Genomic DNA, 25,039 nt, shown 5'->3' with positions numbered 1-25,039 from the left:
CAACGGTGTCATCGCTACGGTGGACGGTCATCAGGTGGCAGCTGGTAACGACAAGCTCATGAATCGTCTGGGGGTCCAGGCTATTCCGTGCCACAGCGTAGGCACCATTATTCACATGGCGATTGACGGGAAATATGCCGGACATATTGTTATTTCCGACATCGTGAAGCCTCACTCCAAGGAAGCCATCCAGGCATTAAAGTCGGCTGGGGTTCGCAAGACTGTGATGCTTACTGGTGACGCCAAGAAGGTGGCTGACAGTGTGGCCTCCGCTTTGGAGTTGGATGAGGTTTACAGTGAACTGCTTCCTGCTGACAAGGTGGAGAAAGTGGAGCAGTTGATTCAGAACAAACCAGAGAAAGAAAAACTGGCTTTTGTGGGAGATGGCATCAACGATGCCCCGGTGCTTCGCCGGGCAGATATCGGCATCGCTATGGGTGCCATGGGTTCTGACGCCGCCATTGAGGCTGCTGATGTGGTCCTGATGGATGATGACCCCTTGCAGATCTCCAAAGCAATCAAAATCTCCCGCAAGTGCCTTGGCATCGTTTATCAGAACATCGTGGTGGCCATCGGCGTAAAACTGGCCTGCCTCGTGCTGGTCGCTCTGGGCTTCGCCAATATGTGGCTGGCCGTGTTTGCTGATGTGGGCGTGATGATTATAGCCGTCCTCAACGCTATCCGGGCACTGTTTGTGAAAAATCTTTAAAGATCAGAAATAAACGAAAACAGAAAGAGGGACTCTTCCCGCATGAAGGTTTTAACTCAAATATTGTATCTTAACTCAAAAAGAGTTATAACACAGAAAAAGAGTTAAGATTGCAGGTGATGACATGGAATATCTCGATAAAGTTCTGGGAGTCAAGGTTATCTATGATGATGTAGAGTTTAAGCATTTGCCCAATTTTATAGCCACAAGGTATCGCTTACAGATGGTGTCTATGAATGAACAGAAGATGATTTTTCTTTACAATGATTTGAAAGACCCCTCCGTCAGCGGCTTTTTTTGCTTCCCCGCCAAGGTTGGGGACGGAATACCATCGGCGGATTCAATTCTATGATTGAGTATATTTTTTCATTAGTTCTTGACAAGTAACCATTCGGTAACTATAATAGAGTTACCGAATGGTTACTTTGATAAAGGAGAGGTTTTCTTCTAATTTGCGTAAAATGCTGACGCTGGAATTCTATGGTCCAATGTATCTTTTATACAGTGTCTACGACGGTGCTGAGGAAAAAGAATCTGCTTCTTCTTTGCTGGCAACACATATTGATCGCTTTATTGTCAAGGTTGAGTCTGATTACAGAAAGAAGGGGAGAACAACATGAAAGATAGCGAAGAAGAAAAGCGCTGGGTCTTATGCCCGTGGTGCGGTGCCAAGACGCGCTTGCAGATATTGCGGGAGACGGAATTAGTAACTTTTCCTCTGTTTTGTCCCAAATGCAGGCATGAGAGTATTATCAACGCAAAAAATTTTATCATTGAAACCAAACAGCCAGACGCTAAGACGCAGTGCTGATCGCAAAATCGATCATGCGCTGCGTCTTATTTATTTTGAAGGGAGGATCTGCTATGGATGCAATTATTTACACTACCAACACTGGAAATGGCGAGCGCCTTGGAACATGCAAAAAACGAGGATGGCTTTGTAAAGCTCACCTGCTTCATGGTTGACGGCCGCACAAGCGTGGAAGCTTACTTTTGTGATGCGTGCAGAAGGATCAAGATTCAGTATTGAGCGGTGCAGTGAGAAGCGAAAATATTCTGCTGCCGATCATGCAAAATCATTGATAAGAGAGAAGGAGAAAAAGTTATGTCAGAAAAGAATATTATTATTCGTCTGGAAACGAAAAACGATTACAGAGCTGCCGAAAACCTGACCCGCGAGGCATTCTGGAATGTTTACCGGCCCGGCTGTATGGAGCACTATGTGCTGCACTGTTATCGGAATGCCCCGGCATTTGTGCCGGAGCTGGATTTTTTGATGGAACTGGACGGTGAGCTGATCGGGCAGATTATCTATGTGCAGTCGGAGATTGACTGTGATGATGGACGAAAGGTATCGATCATGACCTTCGGCCCCATCAGCATTGCACCCGCATACAAGCGGCAGGGCTATGGAAAGCAGCTGCTTGACTATTCCATGGAAAAAGCCAGGGAAATGGGCGCAGGAGCGCTTGCCATTACCGGTAATATTGACTTTTACGGCAAGTCTGGCTTTGTTCCGGCCAAAACCAGGGGCGTACGCTATGCCGACGACCCGGATGCGGACTATTTTCTCATCAAAGAACTGAAATCCGGATTTCTGGACGACATTTCCGGCACTTACAAAGACCCCGATGGGTATTTTGTCTGTGAGAAAGATCCGGAGGAGTTTGAACGGTTTGAAGCCACCTTCCCGGTAAAAGAAAAGCAGAAGCTGCCGGGACAGCTGTTTTGAACAGGAGGAATAATGACATCAAGTAAAGAGTATCTTCATTTCATTTTAGAACAGTTATCCGCTTTGGAACTTATGCCTGCGGCAATTTGCGATCTTCCGTATGAGGGTGGTTGTTATGAACATCTGTGCCCGATCCTAACCTTTGGTTAATGGTTATCTTTTTTAATCCGACGTATAATATCTGTACGGTGGATTTTATATTTGACTTAGGAGGAACGGTAAAATGAAGGGTTGGAATAAATGTATGGTTTTTCTGCTGGCGCAGGTCACATGTCTTAGCCTTGCCGCTTGCGGAGTGGGCAGCAGTGAAGGTGAAAACGAAGATTACTATATCCCCGGTGTGATTGAGGACACCAACTATGACTTCACCGATGATAATCCGGCGGAGCAACTGGGTTATGACTCCATTGAGGATATGCGCACACAGGAACATGAAATCATCTCTTCCGATGATAACGACAACACAGTCGCCGAGGGATATTGGTATCCTGACGGGGATAGGAGCAGCCCCCTCTATTTTATGGTCCAGAGAGATACCATTTACTGGTATGAATTTGACCCAGAGCAGGGGGATGTTCAAGTGGGAGCCCCAGATGGAATTGTACTCAAGTTAGGAAATAAGCGTCGTCTTCAGAGCGGGCAGACATTTCAGTACACAACTTCCAGAGGATTGGATATGAGCTACAGCAAAATCTGTTTCGAGGGAGACACAACAGAATATTTTTGGAGAGAGCGCTGAAAGGTATTCCTGTGGTTGCGAAAGCAAGGCGTTGCCCGTTTTCCGGTTCTTTAATGCAAGAGTATATTTTTTGATTAGTTCTTGACAAGTAACCATTCGGTAACTATAATGAAGTTACCGAATGGTTACTTTAATAAAGGGGATAATTATGGCAGAGAGTACAAAGGAACGGATTTTGAGAACAGCACTGGAGTTGTTTGCGCAGAACGGCTATCTGGGGACATCTATGAATGATATTGCAGGGCAGTTGGGATTTACGAAAGCCGCCTTATATAAGCATTATGCCAGCAAACAAGAAATCTTAGATAAGATCGTGGAGCGGATGAACAGGATGGACTATGAGCGCGCTGAGGCGTATGAAATGCCGGAAACGGAACCGGACGGCTTGGCGGAAGCTTATCTGCATACACCAATTCAAAAAATTCGCACATACAGCCTTGCCCAGTTTGATCATTGGACAAAGGAACCGTTTTCCTCCAATTTCCGTAAAATGCTGACGCTGGAGCAATACCGTGATCCAAAGCTTGCACAGCTTCACCACGATTATCTGGCGGGAGGTCCTCTGGAGTACATGGCGGCCATCTTTCGCAAGCTGGCAGATTCTGATGAGGACGCTATGCAGCTGGCGTTGGAATTCTATGGCCCAATGTATCTTTTATACAGTGTCTACGATGGTGCAGAGGAAAAAGAATTTGCTTCTTCTTTGCTGGCGACACATATTGATCGCTTTATTGCCAAGGTTGAGTCTGATTACAGAAAGAAGGGGAGAACAACATGAAGGATGGCGAAGAAGAAAAGCGCTGCGTCCTTTTTTGTCGGAGCGGAGATTGTCTATCTGGGCTGGATCATGGCAGGTTTGGTCAAGGGCTATGCAGTGGCTGCGAAGCGCTATCGGGTGTGCGCTATACTGACGACCCGGAGGGGGTTGAATAGTTTGAAGTCACTTTTCCAGCAAAAGAAATGCTGTTAGTGGATGAGGTTGATAGCAAAGCGTTTTTTATGAAACTGTTTGAGGCAATGTACGATGAATTGCTCTTACCAAAACAAAAATGAAAGAACAACTGAGCGCGGTAGAAACCACATTCATGGGAAAAGGGAAAGTAAAACTGGGAGTATTGGAGGAATAACGGATGAAATATATTCGGATCACAAAAGAAAATATTGACAAGGAACATATCTGCTGCGCCATGTCCGGCAGGCAGAGTGTTGCAAAAAAGGAATGGCTGAGACAACGCTTTGATGATGGACTTGTTTTCTATCGCAGCGAAGAACGCGGCAAATGTTTTATCGAATACATTCCGGCTGAAAATGCCTGGGTTCCTATTGCGGCAGATGGTTATCTTTACATTAACTGCCTATGGGTATCTGGTTCTATGAAGGGACACGGATACTCGAATGATCTGCTGGAGGCGTGTATCCGTGATGCTAAGGAGCAGGGAAAGAAAGGTATTTGTATTCTGTGTGCGGAGGGCCGGAAGCGGGAATTCCTCGCTGACCCGAAATTCCTTACTTATAAGGGGTTTTGTGCGGCAGACATATCCGACTGCGGGATCAATCTCATGTATCTTCCAATTGAATCGGGCACACAGCCGCCGCATTTCAAGGAATGTGCGAAACATCCGGTGATTAAGGAAGCAGGTTTTGTTCTCTATTACACCGATCAGTGTCCATATACCTATTATTGGGTGCCAAGGGTGCAGGAGGCGGCGAAGGAGCATGGTATCCCGTTCAAGGCTACCCATATTACTGACAAAGAATCTGCACAGAATGTACCTACACCGGTCACGACCTATGCCCTGTTTCGGGACGGTCAGTTTCTAACACAGAGTGTCCAGTCAGATAAAAAATTCCTGGCGCTGGCAGGTTTGTAAAATTGAGTTTACTCCGCTATTTGTTGCGTATGGAAGGAGTATAAGTGAAATTATGAAACAAATTTACAATATTATGCCAATTATTGCGGGAATCTGTTTTGGCTCAGCCGGAATTTTTGTACGCGAATTAAGTGAGAATATGAACAGCACCTCGATTATTTCATCCCGAGTGCTTCTGGCAATTGTCCTTCTCGGAGCATGGATCGCGATCTGCCATCCGATATATTTTAAGATAAGGCTCACAGATATCTGGATTTTCGTGGGAGGTGCTGGTGCTGTTTTTTACGCATTGTATAGTGTGTTTTCAAAAATCGGAATGAAAAAAGATTATCCGGCACTTACAATTACCTTTTACAGCATGGTCGCAATTGCGGTTGTCCTGCTTCCGTTTACCCAGTGGGGACGTATTGCTCATTATATTACCGTGGATCCGGTAAGAAATACCTTGTTCATGCTGATGCATTCTTTGTGTACAGCAATGTGTCCTTATGCTTTTTATACAGTAGCACTGGATCATATGGAGGCGGGAAAGGCATCTATTCTGTGTTCCTGTGAGCCGGTTGCGGCAATGGTATTTGGCGTTTTCTTTTTTAGGGAAATTCCTACAGTGCTTTTGATTACAGGACTGATCATTGTACTGACCGCACTTGCTATACTTGTGCTTTTGGGTAAAAAGCCGAAAGACGCGGAGGAATATGATCATGTCAAAAGATGAGTATTGGCTATAAATGATACAGAAAAAGAGTTTGTCTCTGAGAGAAAGCCTGAATGATGAGAAAGAGGATGATATATGATGAAACAGAAACCGACAATCATTTATGAAAATACAGTTACTGGGATATTTGTCCGCAGAATCAACCGTTTTACAGCGGAGGTGCTGATTGACGGAGAACCGGAGATTGTTCATGTAAAAAATACTGGTCGTTTGCAGGAACTGCTTCTGCCGAAAGCAAAGGTGACGCTGCAAAAGACATTGAACGCGAATCGAAAAACGGCATACGATCTGATTTCTGTATATAAGCAAAGGCTGAAGTGGGTGAATATAGACAGCCTGGCACCGAATATGCTGATGAAACAGCAGTTAATGAGCCTGAACTACGATCTTGTGAAACCGGAATATACTTACGGAGAATCCAGAATTGATTTTTACATGGAAAGTAATGGCGAAAGATTTCTGACTGAAGTGAAGGGCTGCACGCTGGCAGATGATTTGCATCCGGGGACCGGATTGTTTCCGGACGCACCGACGGAGCGAGGCGTGAAGCACTTACAGGAACTGACAAAGGCGGCAAAGGAAGGCTACCATTGCTCAATTGCTTTTGTGATTCAGATGAATGGCATTCATTGTGTGCTGCCAAACGAGGGGGCGCAACCGGAATTTAAGGAGGCACTTGTGAAGGCTGCCAGGGCAGGTGTCCAAATTGTCTGCTACAGCTGCCATGTCGAAGTCGACAGCATAAAAATCACGGGCGTAGTGGGAGATACTTCGAGATTCGTAAATATGTAGGACCTGTTATTTTGCTATGCCTGAGAAATCTGGGAGGTGTTGACATGGGGAAAGACAAAAAACCGGACAAAATAGAAGTCAGAGGCGCAAGAGTTCATAATCTGAAAAATATCAGCGTTGATATTCCGCTGAATGAGATTGTCGGGATTGCCGGAGTATCCGGCTCCGGTAAAAGCTCTCTTGCGCTGGGGGTGCTGTATGCCGAAGGATCGAGACGTTATCTGGAATCTCTTTCTACATACACGCGCCGGCGGATGACGCAGGCATCGAGAGCGGATGTGGATGAGGTGCTGTATGTTCCGGCGGCGTTGGCATTGCATCAGAGACCGGCGGTTCCTGGCATCCGTTCGACTTTCGGGACAGCAACAGAGCTGCTCAACAGCCTGCGGCTGATGTTCTCCCGCCTTGCCAGCCATCGCTGTCCGAATGGCCACTACCTGAAGCCCAGCATCAATGTTGCCGCGATGAATGGAGAATTAGTCTGCCCGGAGTGCGGGGAGCATTTTTATGCCCCGGGGGCAGAAGAACTTGCCTTTAATTCCACCGGGGCGTGCAAATGCTGCAGCGGCACGGGAATGGTGCGGACTGTTGACCGTGCAACACTGATTCCGGATGAAAATAAAACCATTGATGAGGGAGCCGTTGCGCCATGGAATTCTCTGATGTGGTCTTTGATGACAGATGTCTGCCGGGAGATGGGGGTGCGCACGAATGTTCCGTTCAAAGACCTGACAGAGCGGGAAAAGGAGATCGTCTATGATGGTCCGATGGAGAAGAAGCATATCTTCTATGTCCCGAAGAATAAGAATAGCGCTGCGGTCGGGGAACTGGATATGACCTATTACAGTGCCACGGCAACTGTCCTCAATGCACTGAATAAGGTAAAGGACGAAAAGGGCATGAAAAGGGTTGAGAAATTCCTGCGGGAGGATATTTGTCCGGAATGTCATGGGACAAGACTTTCAGAAGAGGCCAGGGCGCCGAGACTGATGGGGATTTCGCTGGCAGATGCCTGCAGGATGACCCTGAAAGAGTCTGTTGCCTGGGTGAAGCGTGTACCGGAAGCTCTGCCGGAGGAGATGCGGAATATGGCGGAAGCTGTTTGTGAGTCGTATCTGGAAGCAGCTGTTCGACTCATGGATTTAGGGCTTGGCTATCTGACACTGGATCGGGCATCTTCCACGCTCTCCACGGGGGAACGGCAGCGGATGCAGCTTGCAAGGGCTGTGCGCAACCGCACAACAGGCGTTCTATATGTTCTGGACGAGCCTTCCATTGGTTTGCATCCGGCAAATATTGTGGGGTTGAACGGTGTGATGCATGATCTTGTCCGGGACGGCAATTCAGTCCTGCTGGTAGATCATGATACACAGATCCTGCAGGAAGCGGACTGGCTGGTGGAAATGGGACGCGGTGCCGGAGCGGACGGAGGAACGGTGATCGCCAAAGGAACGATCGGTGACATCGGAAAAAACCCGGATTCGGTCATCGGACCGTATCTCTCCGGTGCAGAGACTGCCGGAAAAAAGACAAAGCACAAAGCTGATTTTTCCGATGGAGTCATCCACATGGAAACCGGATCGATCCATACGGTAAAGCCGCTGACAGTGGATATTCCAAAGCACCGGCTGACTGTGATCACCGGAGTATCCGGTTCCGGAAAGACAACGCTGGTTCTGGAAAGCCTGGTTCCCGCATTGGAGGCAGTCTGTTACGGAAAACGTATGCCGGAGCATATCCGGAAGATCGATGCAAATGGAATTCATCAGATCAAGCTGATCGATGCAACACCGATCGGCGTGAATGTGCGTTCAACGGTTGCCACCTATGCGAATGTGCATGATGAGCTGCGAAAGATTTACGGCAGGACAGCGGAGGCAAAACGGCTTGGATATAAAGCCGGAGATTTTTCCTACAACACGGGAAGTCTGCGGTGTCCGGTCTGTGATGGTACCGGTATGATCTCACTGGATGTCCAGTTTTTGCCCGATGTGGATATTCCATGTCCGGAGTGTCGTGGTTCACGCTATGGAAAACAGGCGAAGCGGATCCGTTATACAAACAAGGATGGAGAAAAACGGTCATTGCCGGAACTGATGAATATGGATGTCAACGCTGCCGCGCAGTACTGCCGGCACATGAATTCAGTCAGACCGAAGCTGGAAATCCTGCGTGATCTGGGACTTGGGTATCTGACCCTTGGGGAGGAAACACCGTCACTTTCCGGTGGAGAGGCACAGCGCTTAAAGCTGGCAAGCGAAATGGACCGGAAACAGACGGATTCGGTTTTTGTTTTTGATGAGCCGACCATTGGTCTGCATCCGAAAGACGTAGAAACCCTGCTTCAGGTCTTTGCAACCCTGATCGATAATGGTGCAACGGTGATTGTCATAGAGCATGATCTGGATGTGATCCGCACCGCAGACTATCTTGTGGATATGGGGCCGGACGGCGGTGAGGACGGCGGCAGGATCGTTGCCTGCGGCTCACAGGACGATATCGTAAACTGCAGGGAAAGCGTAACCGGAAGATTTATCTGACAACAGACGAGCCGGTTGCTGCAAACTTTTGTGATTGCGGATGGCTGGCATTCCGATGCCGGTTGTTTTGCAGGATTGAAATTCCCGTTACTTAATGATAGAATCAGTATACCTGTCAGCATGAACAGAGTTTAACACCAGAAAGGGATTTGTTTTTATAATGAAAGAGAGGGATGGTTTTAAAAGCCGGACCGGTTTTGTGCTTGCGTGCATCGGTTCGGCGGTTGGTATGGGAAATATCTGGCGTTTTCCATACATTGTTTCAGACTGGGGTGGCATGACATTTCTGCTTCCCTATTTGATGTTTGTGGTTTTGATCGCTTCTACCGGCGTGATTGAGGAGATGGCGCTGGGACGTGCGGCCAAGAGCGGCCCCATCAAGGCCTTTGGAATGTGCACAGAGCTTCGGACCGGAAAGAAACGGGCGGGAGAGCTGATCGGCATGATCCCGGTTCTGGGCTCCATGGCGCTGGCAATCGGTTATACAGTAGTAGTCGGCTGGATTTTCAAGTATGCGTTTCTGGCGCTTAGCGGAAATCTGTATACACTGGGACAGGATATGGGGGCCATTGGTGGTCTGTTCGATGGTACTGCTTCCGGATTTGGAAATAACAGCTGGCTTGTCATCACAGTTCTGGTAACTGCAGTCATCATGGCTTTTGGTATTGCCGGTGGAATTGAAAAAGCCAACAAGGTAATGATGCCGCTGCTATTTGTGCTGTTTCTGGGACTTGGCGCATACATTTTTACCCTGCCTGGTTCTGAGAACGGCTATCATTATATTTTTACCATTGATCCGGCAGGCTTAAAGGATGTACGCCTTTGGATCTATGCGTTTGGCCAGGCATTTTTTTCTCTGTCTATTGCCGGAAATGGAACAGTTATTTACGGTTCCTACTTAAGTGATTCCGAGGATATTCCTGGTTCGGCAAGAAATGTGGCATTTTTTGACACACTGGCGGCGCTGCTGGCTGCCTTTGTGATCATTCCCGGCATGGCGGCAGGCGGAGCGGAGTTATCCTCCGGAGGCCCGGGTCTGATGTTTATTTATCTGCTAAACGTATTTAACGGCATGCCGGGCGGCAGAATCTGCGGCATGGTATTTTATGTCTGTGTCCTGTTTGCCGGCATGAGTTCCCTGGTCAATCTGTACGAGGCTCCGGTGGAAACCCTGCAGGAGCGCTGCGGTCTGAAACGCCCGGCAGCGGTTGCAGTGATCGCGGTGCTCGGCTGCGGTGTGGCACTGTTTATTCAGGGGATCGTATCAGGCTGGATGGATGTGGTATCCATCTATATTTGTCCGTTAGGGGCTATGCTTGCGGGTATCATGTTCTTCTGGGTGGCAGGAAAAGAATTTGCCTTGGAGGCAGTCAACCGCGGCGCAAAGCGTGAGATTGGTGTCTGGTTTGTACCGCTTGGAAAGTATGTGCTGGTACCGGCGGCCTTTGTGGCACTGGTGGCCGGCGCGCTGATGGGCGGTATCGGCTGATAATAAAGGACAGGAAGGAGACTGGGATCATGAGAGAAAAACTGACAAAATCAGACGTGGAAAAGATTCAGGCAGAGATTGAGCATCGGAAACTGGAGGTGCGTCCTAAGTGCCTGGAAGCAGTCAAGGAAGCGCGTGCCCACGGAGATCTGAGTGAGAACTTTGAATATCATGCGGCAAAGAAGGATAAAAATCAGAACGAAAGCCGCATCCGTTATCTGGAGAATATGCTGAAAAACGCAATTGTGATCTCCGATGAGTCAAGATCCGATGAGGTCGGTCTGAATAAGGCGGTTACCCTCTATATGGAGGATGACGATGAAGAGGAGACCTACAAGCTGGTCACCAGCATCCGCGGCAACTCCATGCACAATATGGTCAGCATTGAGTCACCTCTTGGCAAAGCTATTCTGCGCCACAAGGTGGGGGACCGGGTAGAGATTACCACGGACAACGGTTACAGCTATTTTGCGGAGATCAGGAAAATTGAAGATATTGGAGATGAGGATGATACGATCCGAAAATTCTGATATTTCTGAGATATCAGAACTCCCGGATTGGAGGATCAGTATCTTGATCTGGTGTAAAAATTGATCACAAACTCCATAAAATGATGCACATAAGGCTTTAAGATAAAATTCTTATGGTAAACCAGATACAGGCTGCGGCTGTCTGCAACCATCGGAAGATCAAAAACAAGAAGTTTCTGATCCGATCCGGGGCTGCAGGCGGCCGCTTTTGATATGACAGAAATACCCAGACCGTTAGCAACGAGATTTTTGATGGATTCCTGGTCGTTCAGGCGGGCGGTGACCTGCAGGGAGCTTTCCGGAATGTTCAGCTTTTCCAGCAGTTCGCAGACAAATTTGCGGCTTCCGCTGCCTTCCTCCCGCAGGATCAGGTCCTCGGTCTGCAGAATCTGCTCTATGGGAAGGCAGTTGTCCTTAAGCTTCTGGAAATAGTGGTTTTTCTGTGTGATAAGCACCATCTGGTCCTGGTAGAAGGGTTCAAAGCAGAACCGGTCATCTTCGCTGATCATGCCAACCAGACCCAGGTTAAAGCTGCCTTCCAGAATTTTGTCCAGAATGCCCTGGCTGTCACTTTGATGGATATTGAAATAGGTTTCCGGACACAGCTTTTTGTAGGCAGGAAGAAGCTCCGGCAGCAGATAGGTGGACGGAATCGTGGAGGCACCCATGTGGATCACGTTCCGGCTTTCATTGGTCCAGCTTTCGATTAAATGATTTTTCAGACTCAGAATGCTTACGGCGCATTCATAAAATTCCTGTCCACGAGGCGTAAGCTCAATGCTTTTGGTAGTACGCACCAGCAGACAGGACTGAAACTCATCCTCCAGCATACGGATATGGGTGCTTATCGTAGGCTGGGAGATGAAAAGTTTCTCTGAGGCTTTCGTAAAGCTGCCATAATCGACGACAGCGACGAATGATTGCAGTTGCTTGAATTCCATATGTCTCCTTTGTATCAGATCCAGCCGCCGTCCAGGCCGATCACCTGGCCGGTCAGATAAGAACCCTTGTAACCAAGGTGATAGACAAAGTCTGCTACCTCCTCCGCGCGCCCAAGGCGTCCTGCCGGAATTTCCTCGACAAGCTGGATCAGCTCGTCTTCCTCCATCCACTGGTTCATTTCTGTGTCAATGGCGCCGCAGGCTACTGCGTTTACCTGAATATTACTGGGAGCCAGTTCCTTGGCCAGCGCTTTTGTGAAGGCGTTGATGCCGCCCTTGGTTGCGGAATAGGCAACTTCACAGGAGGCACCTACACAGCCCCAGACAGAAGAAATATTGACGATCTTTCCGTGTCTGGCCGGAAGCATCAGCGGGATAGCCAGCTTGCAGCAGTTAAAGACGGAAGTCAGATTGGTGCGCAGGATGCGGTCCCAGTCTTCCGAAGACATGTCCTGAAGAAGGCCGATGTAATCGATCCCGGCATTGTTGACAAGTACATCCAGAGAGCCAAATTGCTTACGGATCATGGAAAACATCTGCTCACAGACGGACATATCCCCCATGTCTCCGAGAAATGCGGTACAGGTTACCTGATAGCTTTCGATTTCTTTTTTAGTCTGCATCAGCTCCTGTTCGCGGTGCGCGCAGTTGATAATAACGTTGTAGCCTTTCTTGGCGAATTTTACGGCAATGGCCTTTCCGATCCCACGGGAAGCGCCGGTCACAAGCACAACTTTCTTTGCCATAAAGATCACTCCTTTCTTTGGCTCTATTCTACCATAAAAATGAAATATTTGCCCTGTAGTTTCTGAAATGATTGAGACATTTTACAATTCAATTACAATTTTGCGAACGCTCTGTAACTTTTAAGATAGTTATGCTATACTGGAGGACAGATTACAGTGGAAACAGGACAATGGCTGTGGCTTCACAGCTGGAAAGGCAAATACGCATGAATATATGGAAGAGAGTACTGGTAGTGAGCTGTCTCTGCGCAGCGACATCCAGCCCGTTTGCCGCTTATGCGGATGCATCAAAGTCTGTTCATGAGGCAACACTTGTGGCAGCACCTGCAGATTATGAGAATATTGCGGTATCGCAGGTATCAGATTATGTAAACATTCGGGAACAGGCAACTACAAATAGCAAGATTGTCGGTAAAATCTATAATAACTGTGCGGCTACCATTCTGGAGACGGTGGAAGGAGAGGGCGGAAGCTGGTACCGCATCCAGTCCGGAACAGTTAACGGTTTTATCAAATCTCAGTATTTTATCACCGGACAGGAGGCAGAGACTCTGGCGCAGTCGATCGGGCGGGAGTTTGTCACTGTCAGTGCGGATAACCTGCGCCTGCGAGAGGAACCGAACCTCACCAGCAATGTCCTGACTATGGTTTCCAGCGGTTCCCGCTACGTGGTCCAGGGAGATGAAGGTGATTTTTATAAGGTTGAGGTCGATGCAGACCTGATCGGCTACATTGCCAAGTCATATTGTCAGGTAGAAGTGGAATTTGATCAGGCAGTATCCCTGGAGGAAGAACGCCAGAAGCTGGAAGAAGAAGCGCAGAGAAAGCGTGATGCCCAGACAGCTATCGCAAACCTGGAACAGACCATCAAGATGGAAGAAAATAAGGATGTCATCATTGCGGCCAATCCATCCCAGAGCGATGATTCCGCAATGACAAGTGCTCCGACGGCGAATAATGCGCAGAGCAGTCAGTCCCAGAGTTCGTCAGCAGGCCAGTCCCAGAGCCCGTCAGCAGGCCAGAGCAGTCCAGGCAGCAAGCCGGCGGCCTCTGCTCCGGGAAAGACAGATTCTTCGCAGAACAGTTCCTCTCAGAGCGGCTCCAGCCAGATCGGATCTTCCGGTCCGTCTGCCGGTACGGTATCTTCACCGGTTGCCGGTCCCGGAAGTCCTGCAGCAGTCGTATCTGCGACCAGAACAGCTATCGTGGCTTATGCGAAACAGTTTTTGGGCAATCCATATGTTTACGGAGGCACCAGCCTGACAAATGGCGCAGACTGCTCCGGCTTTACCCAGTCAGTTTTTGCTCACTTTGGTATTACGACAGGAAGAAGCTCAAGAGATCAGGCGGCAAAGGGAAAAGAAATTTCCATGTCAGCCATTCAGCCGGGCGATCTGCTGTTCTATGCCAGCGGTAATTATATCAACCATGTGGCTATTTACATAGGCGATGGAAAAATCATCCACTCCAGCAATCCGACTACGGGTATCACCATCACCAAATACAACTACCGTACGCCGTGCAAGGCCGTAACATTCCTGAATTAGGAGTGAGAGGGCTATGAATGAAAAAAAACAATACTGCGGCCTGGATCTGCTGAAATTTATCATGGCAGTCCTGGTGGCCGCGCGGCATATGATCCAGGTATTTTATCCGGCAGAGAGCCGCTGGCGTCTGGTGATCGGCAGCTGGCTTTCTAACCTGGCAGTTCCGGTGTTCTTCATCATTGCCGGTTTTCTGCTGTTTCGCAAGATCCCGGATACCGACAAAAAGAGCGGATGGCCGGTGGCAGGACGTTATGTCTGGCGCATTGTGAAGCTGTATCTGCTCTGGTGCGTGATCTACTGGCCCATTGATATCTTCAACTGGTATCATGGTACAGCCGGTATTGCGGAGACCGTGAAGGCATATATCCATTCCTTCTTTTTCTCGAGTACCATTGCCCAGCTGTGGTATCTTCCGGCGCTGGCAGTGGCGGCCCTTCTGGTCTGGACCGCTTACCGGGCAGGGCTGGGCGTGCGGCAGCTGCTGGTGCTGACCGGTGCGCTGTTTGTGTTTGGATGCATCTGCGACAACTGGTATTTTACCGAGCGGGCGCCTATGAAGATCCAGGAGTTCGTCTGGTGGTACGCACCAAAGTTTGTCACCATGCGAAACGGTCTGTTTTATGGCAGTTTTTACCTGACACTCGGACTCTGGTTTTCCAGAAAGACCTGGCGCATGCCGGTACTGCTTTCTCTTGGAGGCAGTGTGGTGTTTCTGATTCTCATGTACAAAGAGGTGTCCACCTGCTTCAATACCAATATGGTATTCACCGCGGCTCCGGCGGCAGTCTGCCTGACAGAGCTTTTTATGGGCTTTGCGGGAGCGTATTCCCGTTTTTTTGTAATCCTGCGGGAAATGAGTGAATGGATATACTTTTCCCATTTTTATTTCTTCTATTTCTTTTCGTGGACAGTAAAGTGGAATCCACTTCCGCTCACCAAACAGAATATTACGCTGTGTATTTTTGTGCCGATGCTGCTGTTTGCGCTTTTGGTATCACTTTTATCCCACCGGGAAAAAGGAAAGTGGCTTCGGAAATTTATTTGAATGAACGTCAAAACGCCTCCGGGAAATCATATTCCCGAAGGCGTTTTGTGTATGAAAGTACTCTGATCCTCGTATGGAATTGTTTAGAACTCCGGCTCGATCAGTCCGTAGGTCTGTCCTTTTCTCTTATAAACAACGTTGACTTCCTCAGTCTCTGCATTTAAGAATACGTAGAAGTTATGTCCTAACAGCTCCATCTGCACGCAGGCTTCTTCCGGATCCATGGGTTTCATGGCGAAACGTTTGGTCTTCACGATCTGGATCTCGTCCTCAGCCTCGACCTCTTCACTGATGAACAGATCGGAGAAGGCCTGTGCGGACTGTTTCTGGTCAATGAGTTTGTTTTTGTACTTACGAAGCTGGCGTTCGATGATCTCTTCTACCAGGTCAATGGATACGTACATATCACTGCTGGATTCTTCGGCACGGATAATGTTGCCCTTAACCGGGATGGTAACCTCGATCTTCTGTTTGTCTTTCTGTACGCTGAGCGTTACGATGATTTCTGTATCCGGAAGGAAGTAACGTTCCAGTTTTCCGATTTTTTCCTCAATGGCGGCGCGAAGCCCCGGAGTCACATCAATATTTCTGCCTGTAATTGTATAACGCATAAGTCATCAGCTCCTTCTTTTGAGATGTTCTAAGTATAACATATAAAACCGAAAATTTCAACAAAAACGAGGAAATTGTTGAGACAATTATTGGGAATGAAATATAAAAACGCATACTTTATCCACAAAAAATAAATTGCATTTCTACCTGCATGTCAGCGGAAAAGTCAAGCGCTTTTTGTGTATTTTTTGGCGTAAACAGTGGATTTATAAGATATGAACAAAGAAAAGCGCGGAGTTTCCGAATGTGGAAGAACTGAAAAATGTGGGGAAATTATGTGGATAATGTGGATAACTTGGTGTATAACTCAATTTTGGCTGAAAAACGGGGGGAAGAAATGTGGATGCAGATTTCGTGGATAATGTGGATAACGTGGATAAGTTGTGAATCGAACATAGTTTTTGTGCAACCTGACAAGTTTACCATAATTTCACAATTATGTCACCTTTGTATCGAGGAAATTAATTTTTTGTGAACAAGGGGCCTAAAACTTGAATAAATCAGGGAATGGTGGTACAATATCAAAGATTGACTTATAATAGTAGAAATGTGACAGACGAAACAAAGAAAATTTAGGAGAAAGAACTATATGAATCTCATAGAAAAAGTATTTGGCACCCACAGTGAGCGGGAACTGAAGATGATCTATCCGATCGTGGATAAGATCGAGGCGCTGCGCCCGACCATGCAGGCAAAGACCGATGAGGAGCTGCGCGACAATACCCGCATCTTCAAGGAGCGCCTGGCCAATGGCGAGACTCTGGACGATATTCTTCCGGAGGCATTTGCCACCGTACGTGAGGCCGCAAAGCGTGTGCTGAACATGGAACATTACCCGGTACAGCTCATTGGTGGTATCGTCCTGCATCAGGGCCGTATCGCTGAGATGAGAACCGGTGAAGGTAAGACCCTGGTTTCTACTTCCCCGGCATATTTGAACGCACTGGCCGGTAAAGGCGTTCATATCGTAACGGTCAACGACTATCTGGCAAAGCGAGATGCGGAGTGGATGGGACAGGTTCACCGTTTCCTGGGTCTGACCGTCGGCGTGGTATTAAATCCGATGACCTCTGAGGAGCGTAAGGCTGCATACAACTGCGATATTACCTACGTTACCAACAATGAGCTGGGCTTTGATTACCTGCGTGATAACATGGCCATCTACAAAGATCAGATGGTTCTGCGGAATCTGGATTACGCCATCATCGATGAGGTCGATTCCGTCCTGATCGATGAAGCAAGAACCCCGCTGATCATTTCCGGACAGAGCGGTAAATCCACCAAGCTGTACGAGGTCTGCGATGTGCTGGCCCATCAGCTGGTACGCGGTGAGGCCTCCGGTGAGTTCACCAAGATGAATGCCATCATGGGTGAGGACATTGAAGAAACCGGAGATTTCATTGTAAACGAGAAGGATAAAGTCGTTAACCTGACTGAGGAAGGCGTTAAGAAGGTAGAGCAGTTCTTCCATATTGAGAACCTGGCAGATCCGGAGAATCTGGAGATCCAGCACAACATCATTCTGGCACTGCGCGCAAACTACCTGATGTTCCGTGATAAGGACTATGTGGTAAAAGATGATGAGGTACTGATCGTCGATGAATTTACCGGACGTATCATGCCGGGCCGCCGTTACTCAGATGGCCTGCATCAGGCAATTGAGGCGAAGGAGCATGTGAATGTGCGTCGTGAGAGCAAGACTCTGGCAACCATCACCTTCCAGAACTTCTTCAACAAATTCCGCAAAAAATCCGGTATGACAGGTACTGCGCTGACTGAGGAGAAAGAGTTCCGAAACACTTATGGCATGGACGCGATCGCAATCCCGACCAACCGTCCGGTAGCGCGTATCGATCATGAGGATGCCGTATACAAGACGAAAAAAGAAAAATTTGAGGCTGTTGTCAACGATGTTGTAGCTTCTCATGAGAAGGGACAGCCGGTGCTGGTTGGTACCATTACCATTGAGACTTCCGAGCTTTTAAGCAAGATGCTGAACAAACGCGGCATCCAGCATAAGGTCCTGAACGCGAAGTTCCATGAGCTTGAGGCTGAGATCGTAGCAGATGCAGGTATTCATGGAGCCGTAACTATCGCAACCAATATGGCAGGCCGTGGTACCGATATCAAGCTGGATGATGAGGCAAAGGCAGCAGGCGGTTTAAAGGTTATCGGTACCGAGCGTCACGAGTCCCGCCGAATCGATAACCAGCTGCGCGGCCGTTCCGGACGTCAAGGAGACCCGGGTGAATCCCGTTTCTATATTTCCCTGGAAGATGACCTGATGCGTCTGTTCGGTTCTGAGCGTCTCATGGCTATGTTCGAAGCTCTGGGTGTTCCGGAGGGCGAGCAGATCGAGCACAAGATGCTTTCCAGTGCCATTGAGAAGGCACAGATGAAGATCGAGAACAACAACTACGGTATCCGTGAAAACCTGTTAAAATACGACGAGGTCAACAACGAGCAGCGTGAGATCATCTACGCAGAGCGCCGCAAGGTTCTGGATGGAGATAACATGCGCGACCTCATCTTAAAGATGATCACCGATATCGTGGAGAACTCCGTAGATCTGTCCATTTCTGATGAGCAGGCATCCTCTGATTGGGATCTGAAGGAGCTGAACAGTCTTCTGCTCCCGATCATTCCGCTTGAGACGATTACGGCAGAGAATCATCCGGTGACCAAGAAAAATGAGTTAAAGCACATGCTGAAGGAAGAAGCCATCAAGCTGTATGAGGCGAAGGAGGCTGAATTCCAGGATGCAGAGCAGATCCGTGAGCTGGAGCGTGTGGTACTTCTGAAGGTGATCGACAACAAGTGGATGAGCCATATCGATGACATGGACCAGCTGCGTCAGGGTATCGGCCTGCAGGCTTACGGCCAGAGAGATCCGGTTGTTGAGTATAAGATGAATGCCTACGAGATGTTCGAGGCCATGACGGCTGCCATCACCGAGGAGACAGTCCGTATTCTGTTCCACATTCGCGTAGAGCAGAAGGTTGAACGAGAGCCGGCAGCGAAGGTAACCGGGACCAACCGTGACACCTCTGCGCCGCAGGCACCGAAGGTACGCCAGGTGCAGAAGATTTACCCGAATGATCCGTGTCCGTGCGGAAGCGGTAAAAAGTTCAAACAGTGCCATGGCCGCGATCTGATGCCGAGATAAGATTCAGAAATATAATTATGAAAGAAGGTGACACAATGGTAGAATTAGATCAGTTCAAGTACACATTATCGACCTTTGAAAAACCATTAGTGGAAGTGAGGGATTCACTTTGACCTGGATAACAAGGTCAGACGAATCGATGAGTTAGATAAATCCATGGAGGAGCCAGGCTTCTGGGACAATGCCGACCGTGCCACCAAACTGGTGCAGGAGGCAAAGAACCTGAAGGATACCGTAGATCTTTACCGTGGTCTGGAGCAGCAGTACGAAGATATCCAGGTGATGATCGAGATGGGCTATGAGGAGGAAGATCCTGCCCTGATACCGGAGATCCAGGAGATGCTGGATGAGTTCGAGCGCAATCTGGAGAAACTGCGCATGGAGACGCTGCTGTCCGGAGAGTATGACAAATACAATGCTATCCTGCGTCTGAATGCAGGCGCAGGCGGTACCGAATCCTGTGACTGGTGCAGCATGCTTTACCGTATGTACTGCAGATGGGCGGACAAGATGGGCTATAAGACCGAGGTCCTGGACTACCTGGACGGCGATGAAGCAGGCATTAAGTCTGTTACCATCCAGATCAATGGTGAAAATGCATTCGGCTACTTAAAGTCCGAACGCGGTGTGCACCGCCTGGTGCGGATCTCTCCGTTCAATGCGGCAGGAAAGCGTCAGACGTCCTTTGTATCCTGTGATGTTATGCCGGATATTGAAGAAGATCTGGATGTGGAGATCAACCCGGATGACCTGCGGATCGATACCTATCGTTCCAGCGGTGCCGGTGGTCAGCATATCAACAAGACCTCCTCTGCGATCCGTATCACCCATATTCCGACCGGAATCGTGGTACAGTGCCAGAATGAGCGTTCCCAGTTCCAGAACAAGGATAAGGCCATGCAGATGTTAAAGGCAAAGCTGTATATGTTAAAGCAGCAGGAGAATGCAGAGAAGCTTTCTGACATCCGGGGCGATGTGAAAGAGATCGGCTGGGGGAACCAGATCCGCTCTTATGTCCTGCAGCCGTATACCATGGTCAAGGATCTGCGCACCGGAGAGGAAACCGGAAATGTGGCCAATGTGCTGGATGGCGGGCTTGATCCGTTTATCAGCGCTTACCTGCGCTGGCTGAGTCTGGACTGTCCGGACCGCAAGGCATCCGCAGAAGATTAATTTGAAATTCTTTATAAAAGCAGAGTGTATGCAAGAAAAAGCTTGCACTCTGCTTTTTTTTGTGCTAATATCTCTCACATGAGCACAAATGTTCATGATAGACGAACATGAAATGTGCCGGGAGGATTGATTATGCCAGAGGAAAAAACAAAATACTTTGTGGTAAAACAGAAAGCGGTACCGGAAGTATTACTGAAGGTGGTAGAGGCGAAAAAGCTTCTGGAGTCGGAACGTGTGCTGACCGTGCAGGAGGCAACGGACCGTGTAGGTATCAGCCGCAGTTCTTTTTATAAATATAAAGAGGATATTTTCCCGTTTTACGACAATACCAAGGGCAAAACGGTTACCTTTGTGGTACAGATGGATGATGAACAGGGCCTTCTTTCGGACCTGCTCCATATTGTAGCGATTTATAAGGCAAATATTCTGACGATCCACCAGAGTATTCCGGTCAACGGCGTGGCAACCCTGACCTTGTCCGTAGAAGTAAAGGACAACACCGGCAATATTTCCAAGATGGTGGAAGAAATCGAAGAACAGGATGGTATCCATTATGTAAAGATTGTTTCCAGGGAGTAGCACCGGAGTTCGCAGATATTGGGGAGTTTATACGAATAAATGAATCGATAACAGAGAGAAAAGTGAGGAAAGAGCAATGGTACAGGTAGCAATCATGGGATATGGCACAATTGGTTCCGGAGTAGCGGAGATTTTGGCCAGGAACGCAGAGCAGATCAAAAATGGCTGTGGTCAGGATGTGGCTCTTAAGTATGTTCTGGATCTTCGGGACTTTCCGGGAAGCCCGGTGGAAGACAAGATCGTACATGATTTTTCCGTGATCGAGCAGGATCCGGAGGTCAGCGTGGTGGTAGAGACCATGGGCGGACTGAATCCGTCGTACCCGTTTGTAAAAGCAAGCCTGTTAGCCGGCAAGCATGTGGTAACTTCCAACAAGGCGCTGGTGGCAGCCTATGGAACGGAGCTTCTTGCCATTGCGAGGGAAAAGAACGTAAACTTCTTTTTTGAGGCCAGTGTGGGCGGCGGTATCCCGATCATCCGTCCGCTGTACCGCTGCTTAAAGGGAGAGAAAATCCTGGAGATCACCGGTATCTTAAACGGAACCACCAACTTCATCCTGACTAAGATGGATAAGGAGGGTGCTTCCTTTGAGACTGTATTGAAAGAGGCACAGGATTTAGGCTATGCAGAACGCAATCCGGAGGCAGATGTAGAGGGCTATGATACCTGCAGAAAGATCGCGATCCTTACAGCAATGGCAACCGGAAAAGAAGTAAACTATGAGGATATCTGTACTGAGGGCATCACGAAGATTACCGATGTGGATTTCAAGTATGCAGATAAGCTTGGAACTTCCGTGAAGCTGTTTGGAACCAGCCGCATGGACGGCAATGAAGTTCACGCATGGGTCGCACCGGTCATGATCGGAAAGGATCATCCGCTGTATGCCGTAAATGATGTATTTAACGGCATTCTGGTAAAGGGCAACATGCTGGGCACTTCCATGTTCTACGGAAGCGGAGCCGGAAAGCTCCCGACCGCAAGCGCTGTCATTGCGGATATTATGGAAGCGGTTGAGAATGCGGACCATAACGTTCCGTTCGGCTGGAGCGGTGAGCGTCTGACGATCGCAAACCAGAAAACTTCCGTACACCGCTATTTTGTGCGTGTGGAGGGAAATGGGGCAGAGCTGGAGCAGGCCGCAGCCGCTGCATTTGGAGGTGGCCGGATTGTAAAGCTTGAAAATCTGACCGATGAATTCGCGCTTCTGACCGGTGAAATGAGTGAAGCAGCATACGCAGACTGCGCTGCTGCCTTTGAGAAAACCGCAAAGATCCGCCAGAGAATCCGCGCAGAGTTCTAAAATGAAATATGAGGAAAGCATAGAAAATGCCAGGCAGCATCCTTTGATGCTGTCTGGCATTTTGCCTGAAATACGGTTGCTGACAGCTTACTGCGCTGTCGTTCCCATGTGGTTTAGAATTTCCTGAGCCTGGTGATATACCTGACGGATCAGGTCGGCATTGGCTGGATCCCGGGCTACTTCGTAGACCAGCATATACTGGAAAAAGATAAAAAAGCTCAGCAGGATGCAGAAGATTCCAATAACAAATCCAGCAATTCCGGCACCGGTAAAATGGTGCTCTTTCCGGGAAAACCATGCGCTCAAAGCCGCAGAAGCTCCGAGTATGATCTGAACCGGCGGATAAAACCAGCTGAAGATAGCGAAGATGCCGAGAAAAAGGCTGGTCCGCGCGAGTCTGTTGGGGGAGGGGCGTTTGGCGCCGGTGTTTTGTTCCATGTAAATTCCTCCGTAGGTAGAGATAAAATAACATTCTTAATCATAACACGAAAACAAAAAAGCCTCAAGGGAGAATCTTGAATGGCTTGCGCCGCATCTGGTTATGGATTATAATGAAAGATACAGCTTAAAGAAAGACAAAAGGAGTTTTACACCAGATGGATATTTTTAAAATATTGCAGGAAGAACTGCAGATTGGATATAAGCAGGTGGAGGCAGCGGTCCAGCTGATCGATGAAGGAAACACCATTCCGTTCATTGCCCGTTACCGCAAAGAGGCAACCGGCTCTTTGAACGATGAGGTACTCCGAAATCTGGACGAGCGTCTGCGTTACCTGCGCAACCTGGACGAAAAGAAGGAACAGGTGCTTTCTACCATCCGGGATCAGGAAAAGCTGACACCGGAGCTGGAAAAACAGATTCAGGCGGCCATGACCATGGTAGCCCTGGAAGATCTCTATCGTCCATACCGTCCAAAGCGCCGAACCCGCGCCATGATCGCGAAGGAACGTGGCCTGGAGCCATTGGCGGATCTGATCCTTGCGCAGCAGGCGGAGGAACCGTTAGAGAAGCTTGCAGAAGGCTATGTGTCGGAAGCCAGGGAGGTGCCGACGGCGGCTGATGCCATTGCCGGAGCAAAGGATATCATTGCGGAGCGCATTTCCGACCAGGCAGATTACCGCACTTATATCCGAAAGGTTACCACAGAGCAGGGCATGCTCCGTTCCCAGGCCAGGGATGAAAAGGCAGAGTCTGTTTATGAGATGTATTACCAGTACGAGGAACCGGTCAAAAAATGTGCCGGTCACCGTGTCCTGGCTTTAAACCGCGGTGAAAAAGAAAAGGTGCTGACCGTGAAGGTAGAGGCTCCGGAGGAGAATATCCTGCGCTATCTGGAAAAACAGATCGTCACTCAGGACAACCCATATACCGCACCGGTTTTAAGAGAGGTGGCTGCAGACAGCTACCGCCGTCTGATTGCGCCGGCGATTGAGCGTGAGATCCGCAGTGCTCTGACTGAGACTGCAGAGGCCGGAGCAATTAAAGTATTCGGCAAGAATTTAAAGCAGCTTCTGATGCAGCCGCCGGTTGCAGACCGTGTTGTGCTGGGCTGGGATCCGGCATTCCGTACCGGCTGTAAGCTGGCTGTTGTGGATGCGACAGGCAAGGTGCTGGATACCACCGTTATTTACCCGACTGCACCGCAGAATAAGGTAGAGGAATCCAAGAAAATCGTAAAAGACCTGATCAAAAAATATGATATTTCGCTGATCTCACTCGGAAATGGCACAGCTTCGCGTGAGTCTGAGATGATCATCGTGGAGCTGCTCAAAGAGATTCCGCAGCAGGTTCAGTACGTGATCGTCAACGAGGCAGGAGCCTCTGTGTATTCTGCCAGCAAGCTGGCTACCGAGGAGTTCCCGAACTTTGATGTAGGGCAGCGAAGCGCAGCTTCTATCGCAAGAAGACTGCAGGATCCGCTGGCAGAGCTTGTCAAGATTGATCCAAAGTCCATCGGCGTGGGGCAGTATCAGCATGATATGAACCAGAAAAACTTAAGTGAAACCCTGCAGGGCGTCGTGGAGGATTGCGTAAACCGTGTGGGCGTGGATTTAAACACCGCTTCCGCCTCCCTGCTTGAGTACATTTCCGGTGTCTCCAAGGCCATTGCGAAGAACATTGTGGCATATCGTGAGGAGAACGGCGTATTCACAAACCGCAGACAGCTTTTAAAGGTAGCAAAGCTTGGCCCGAAGGCATTCGAGCAGTGTGCCGGCTTCATGCGCATCAAAGGCGGGGACAATCCGCTGGATATGACTTCCGTGCATCCGGAAAGCTATGAGGCAGTACAAAAGCTTCTGGAAAAGGTAAGCTGCAGACCGCAAGATATTGCCGCAGGCGGCTTAAAGGAACTTGGCAGAAAGGTACGCAGCTGCAAAGGCCTTGCAGAGGAGCTTGGCATCGGTGAGATCACGTTAAAGGACATTGTAAAGGAGTTGGAAAAACCGGCCAGAGATCCCCGTGAGGAGATGCAAAAACCGATCCTGCGTACCGATGTCCTTGAGATGAAGGACCTGACACCGGGCATGGTACTGAAGGGAACCGTGCGCAATGTCATCGACTTTGGTGCCTTTGTGGATATCGGTGTGCATCAGGATGGCCTGGTCCATATTTCCCAGATGACAGACCGCTATATCAAGCATCCGCTTGAGGCAGTCAGCGTTGGTGATATCGTAGAGGTGAAGGTATTAAGCGTAGATCTGAACAAGAAGCGCATTGGCCTGACTATGAAGCTGTAAAAATGAAACAAAGGATTCTGCGAGGATGCCTTAGACGGCGGTCTGAAGCAGTGTTTGGAAAGGAACGGTGAA

At 48.8% G+C, this 25,039-nt stretch carries 23 protein-coding genes and 1 pseudogene; 20 read left to right on the top strand and 4 right to left on the bottom strand.

Translation table 11 applies throughout. The features are described from left to right. The 13 genes and pseudogenes from ACMP1L_RS13640 to greA form a co-directional block, all read left to right on the top strand. Nucleotides 1-709, top strand: a 709-nt coding sequence (locus tag ACMP1L_RS13640) for an HAD-IC family P-type ATPase (protein ID WP_418453341.1), incomplete at its 5' end; no start/stop codon positions are given. A 616-nt stretch (nt 710-1,325) separates the two neighbouring features. Next, the gene (locus ACMP1L_RS13635; protein WP_117499543.1) at nt 1,326-1,520 is read left to right on the top strand and encodes a cysteine-rich KTR domain-containing protein; all 195 of its coding nucleotides are present in this window, start codon (nt 1,326-1,328) and stop codon (nt 1,518-1,520) included. Between the two features lie 294 nt (nt 1,521-1,814). Further along, complete coding sequence (locus tag ACMP1L_RS13630; RefSeq protein ID WP_418453340.1) at nt 1,815-2,441, top strand: GNAT family N-acetyltransferase; 627 nt, start codon at nt 1,815-1,817, stop codon at nt 2,439-2,441. A 223-nt stretch (nt 2,442-2,664) separates the two neighbouring features. Continuing rightward, nucleotides 2,665-3,180: a hypothetical protein gene (locus ACMP1L_RS13625; protein WP_177304467.1), complete on the top strand. Its 516-nt coding sequence runs from the start codon at nt 2,665-2,667 to the stop codon at nt 3,178-3,180. A 175-nt stretch (nt 3,181-3,355) separates the two neighbouring features. Continuing rightward, the gene (locus tag ACMP1L_RS13620; protein WP_418453339.1) at nt 3,356-3,958 is read left to right on the top strand and encodes a TetR/AcrR family transcriptional regulator; all 603 of its coding nucleotides are present in this window, start codon (nt 3,356-3,358) and stop codon (nt 3,956-3,958) included. 3 nt (nt 3,959-3,961) lie between these two features. Further along, entirely contained in the window at nt 3,962-4,150 is a 189-nt protein-coding gene (locus ACMP1L_RS13615; protein WP_418453338.1) for a hypothetical protein, read from the top strand. Further along, a pseudogene (locus tag ACMP1L_RS13610) lies at nt 4,132-4,233 on the top strand (TfoX/Sxy family protein); the annotation flags it as partial. The gene ACMP1L_RS13615 and the pseudogene ACMP1L_RS13610, both read left to right, overlap by 19 nt. Nucleotides 4,234-4,310: 77 nt before the next feature. Further along, on the top strand, nt 4,311-5,051 hold the full coding sequence (locus ACMP1L_RS13605) for an N-acetyltransferase (protein WP_418453337.1): 741 nt from the start codon (nt 4,311-4,313) through the stop codon (nt 5,049-5,051). Nucleotides 5,052-5,103: 52 nt separating this feature from the next. Then, the gene (locus ACMP1L_RS13600) at nt 5,104-5,766 is read left to right on the top strand and encodes an EamA family transporter (protein ID WP_418453336.1); all 663 of its coding nucleotides are present in this window, start codon (nt 5,104-5,106) and stop codon (nt 5,764-5,766) included. Nucleotides 5,767-5,841: 75 nt separating this feature from the next. Continuing rightward, on the top strand, nt 5,842-6,558 hold the full coding sequence (sfsA, locus tag ACMP1L_RS13595) for a DNA/RNA nuclease SfsA (RefSeq protein WP_418453335.1): 717 nt from the start codon (nt 5,842-5,844) through the stop codon (nt 6,556-6,558). Nucleotides 6,559-6,602: 44 nt separating this feature from the next. Then, nucleotides 6,603-9,098 (top strand): excinuclease ABC subunit UvrA, encoded by a 2,496-nt coding sequence (locus tag ACMP1L_RS13590; RefSeq protein WP_418453334.1) that lies wholly within the window; start codon nt 6,603-6,605, stop codon nt 9,096-9,098. A 160-nt stretch (nt 9,099-9,258) separates the two neighbouring features. Then, on the top strand, nt 9,259-10,587 hold the full coding sequence (locus ACMP1L_RS13585) for a sodium-dependent transporter (protein ID WP_118733389.1): 1,329 nt from the start codon (nt 9,259-9,261) through the stop codon (nt 10,585-10,587). Nucleotides 10,588-10,616: 29 nt separating this feature from the next. Then, nucleotides 10,617-11,117, top strand: a complete 501-nt coding sequence (gene greA, locus ACMP1L_RS13580; protein WP_118733388.1) for a transcription elongation factor GreA — start codon at nt 10,617-10,619, stop codon at nt 11,115-11,117. Nucleotides 11,118-11,152: 35 nt separating this feature from the next. Here the strand turns inward: greA and ACMP1L_RS13575 are convergent, their stop codons facing one another. Both ACMP1L_RS13575 and ymfI read right to left on the bottom strand, forming a co-directional pair. After that, nucleotides 11,153-12,058, bottom strand: a complete 906-nt coding sequence (locus ACMP1L_RS13575; protein ID WP_177304460.1) for a selenium metabolism-associated LysR family transcriptional regulator — start codon at nt 12,056-12,058, stop codon at nt 11,153-11,155. 14 nt (nt 12,059-12,072) lie between these two features. Further along, complete coding sequence (gene ymfI, locus ACMP1L_RS13570; protein WP_118733386.1) at nt 12,073-12,804, bottom strand: elongation factor P 5-aminopentanone reductase; 732 nt, start codon at nt 12,802-12,804, stop codon at nt 12,073-12,075. 206 nt (nt 12,805-13,010) lie between these two features. Between ymfI and ACMP1L_RS13565 the strand changes: the two genes are divergently transcribed. Both ACMP1L_RS13565 and ACMP1L_RS13560 read left to right on the top strand, forming a co-directional pair. Beyond that, nucleotides 13,011-14,351, top strand: coding sequence for a C40 family peptidase (locus ACMP1L_RS13565; protein WP_418453333.1), 1,341 nt, complete (start codon nt 13,011-13,013; stop codon nt 14,349-14,351). Between the two features lie 13 nt (nt 14,352-14,364). Further along, on the top strand, nt 14,365-15,396 hold the full coding sequence (locus ACMP1L_RS13560) for an acyltransferase family protein (RefSeq protein ID WP_418453332.1): 1,032 nt from the start codon (nt 14,365-14,367) through the stop codon (nt 15,394-15,396). 83 nt (nt 15,397-15,479) lie between these two features. Here the strand turns inward: ACMP1L_RS13560 and hpf are convergent, their stop codons facing one another. After that, the gene (gene hpf, locus ACMP1L_RS13555; RefSeq protein WP_177304457.1) at nt 15,480-16,007 is read right to left on the bottom strand and encodes a ribosome hibernation-promoting factor, HPF/YfiA family; all 528 of its coding nucleotides are present in this window, start codon (nt 16,005-16,007) and stop codon (nt 15,480-15,482) included. 590 nt (nt 16,008-16,597) lie between these two features. Here hpf and secA point away from each other — a divergent pair. The 4 genes from secA to ACMP1L_RS13535 all read left to right on the top strand — a co-directional run bounded on the left by secA (nt 16,598) and on the right by ACMP1L_RS13535 (nt 22,229). Then, nucleotides 16,598-19,174: a preprotein translocase subunit SecA gene (gene secA / locus ACMP1L_RS13550; RefSeq protein WP_118733381.1), complete on the top strand. Its 2,577-nt coding sequence runs from the start codon at nt 16,598-16,600 to the stop codon at nt 19,172-19,174. A 35-nt stretch (nt 19,175-19,209) separates the two neighbouring features. Then, nucleotides 19,210-20,347, top strand: a protein-coding gene (gene prfB / locus ACMP1L_RS13545; RefSeq protein WP_418453331.1) for a peptide chain release factor 2 whose coding sequence is annotated in 2 segments (ribosomal slippage) — nt 19,210-19,284 and nt 19,286-20,347 — 1,137 coding nt in all. Because the reading frame shifts where the segments join, the coding sequence is not laid out codon by codon here. Nucleotides 20,348-20,479: 132 nt separating this feature from the next. Further along, nucleotides 20,480-20,926, top strand: coding sequence for an ACT domain-containing protein (locus tag ACMP1L_RS13540; RefSeq protein WP_118733379.1), 447 nt, complete (start codon nt 20,480-20,482; stop codon nt 20,924-20,926). 76 nt (nt 20,927-21,002) lie between these two features. Beyond that, nucleotides 21,003-22,229 carry a homoserine dehydrogenase gene (locus tag ACMP1L_RS13535; RefSeq protein ID WP_418453330.1) on the top strand — a complete coding sequence of 409 codons (1,227 nt, stop codon included), beginning with the start codon at nt 21,003-21,005 and terminating at the stop codon, nt 22,227-22,229. An 87-nt stretch (nt 22,230-22,316) separates the two neighbouring features. On the opposite strand, the gene ACMP1L_RS13530 is transcribed toward ACMP1L_RS13535, so the two are convergent. Continuing rightward, nucleotides 22,317-22,667 (bottom strand): hypothetical protein, encoded by a 351-nt coding sequence (locus ACMP1L_RS13530; protein ID WP_177304455.1) that lies wholly within the window; start codon nt 22,665-22,667, stop codon nt 22,317-22,319. A 158-nt stretch (nt 22,668-22,825) separates the two neighbouring features. On the opposite strand from ACMP1L_RS13530, the gene ACMP1L_RS13525 reads away from it, so the two are divergent. Then, entirely contained in the window at nt 22,826-24,967 is a 2,142-nt protein-coding gene (locus ACMP1L_RS13525; protein WP_418453329.1) for a Tex family protein, read from the top strand. Nucleotides 24,968-25,039: the final 72 nt, after the last annotated feature.

The sequence above is a fragment of the Ventrimonas sp. genome (assembly GCF_048380235.1).
Taxonomy (GTDB): domain Bacteria; phylum Bacillota; class Clostridia; order Lachnospirales; family Lachnospiraceae; genus Brotaphodocola.
Note: the sequence above shows the minus strand (reverse complement) of the source record. Positions and strands in the feature narration are given on the sequence as shown.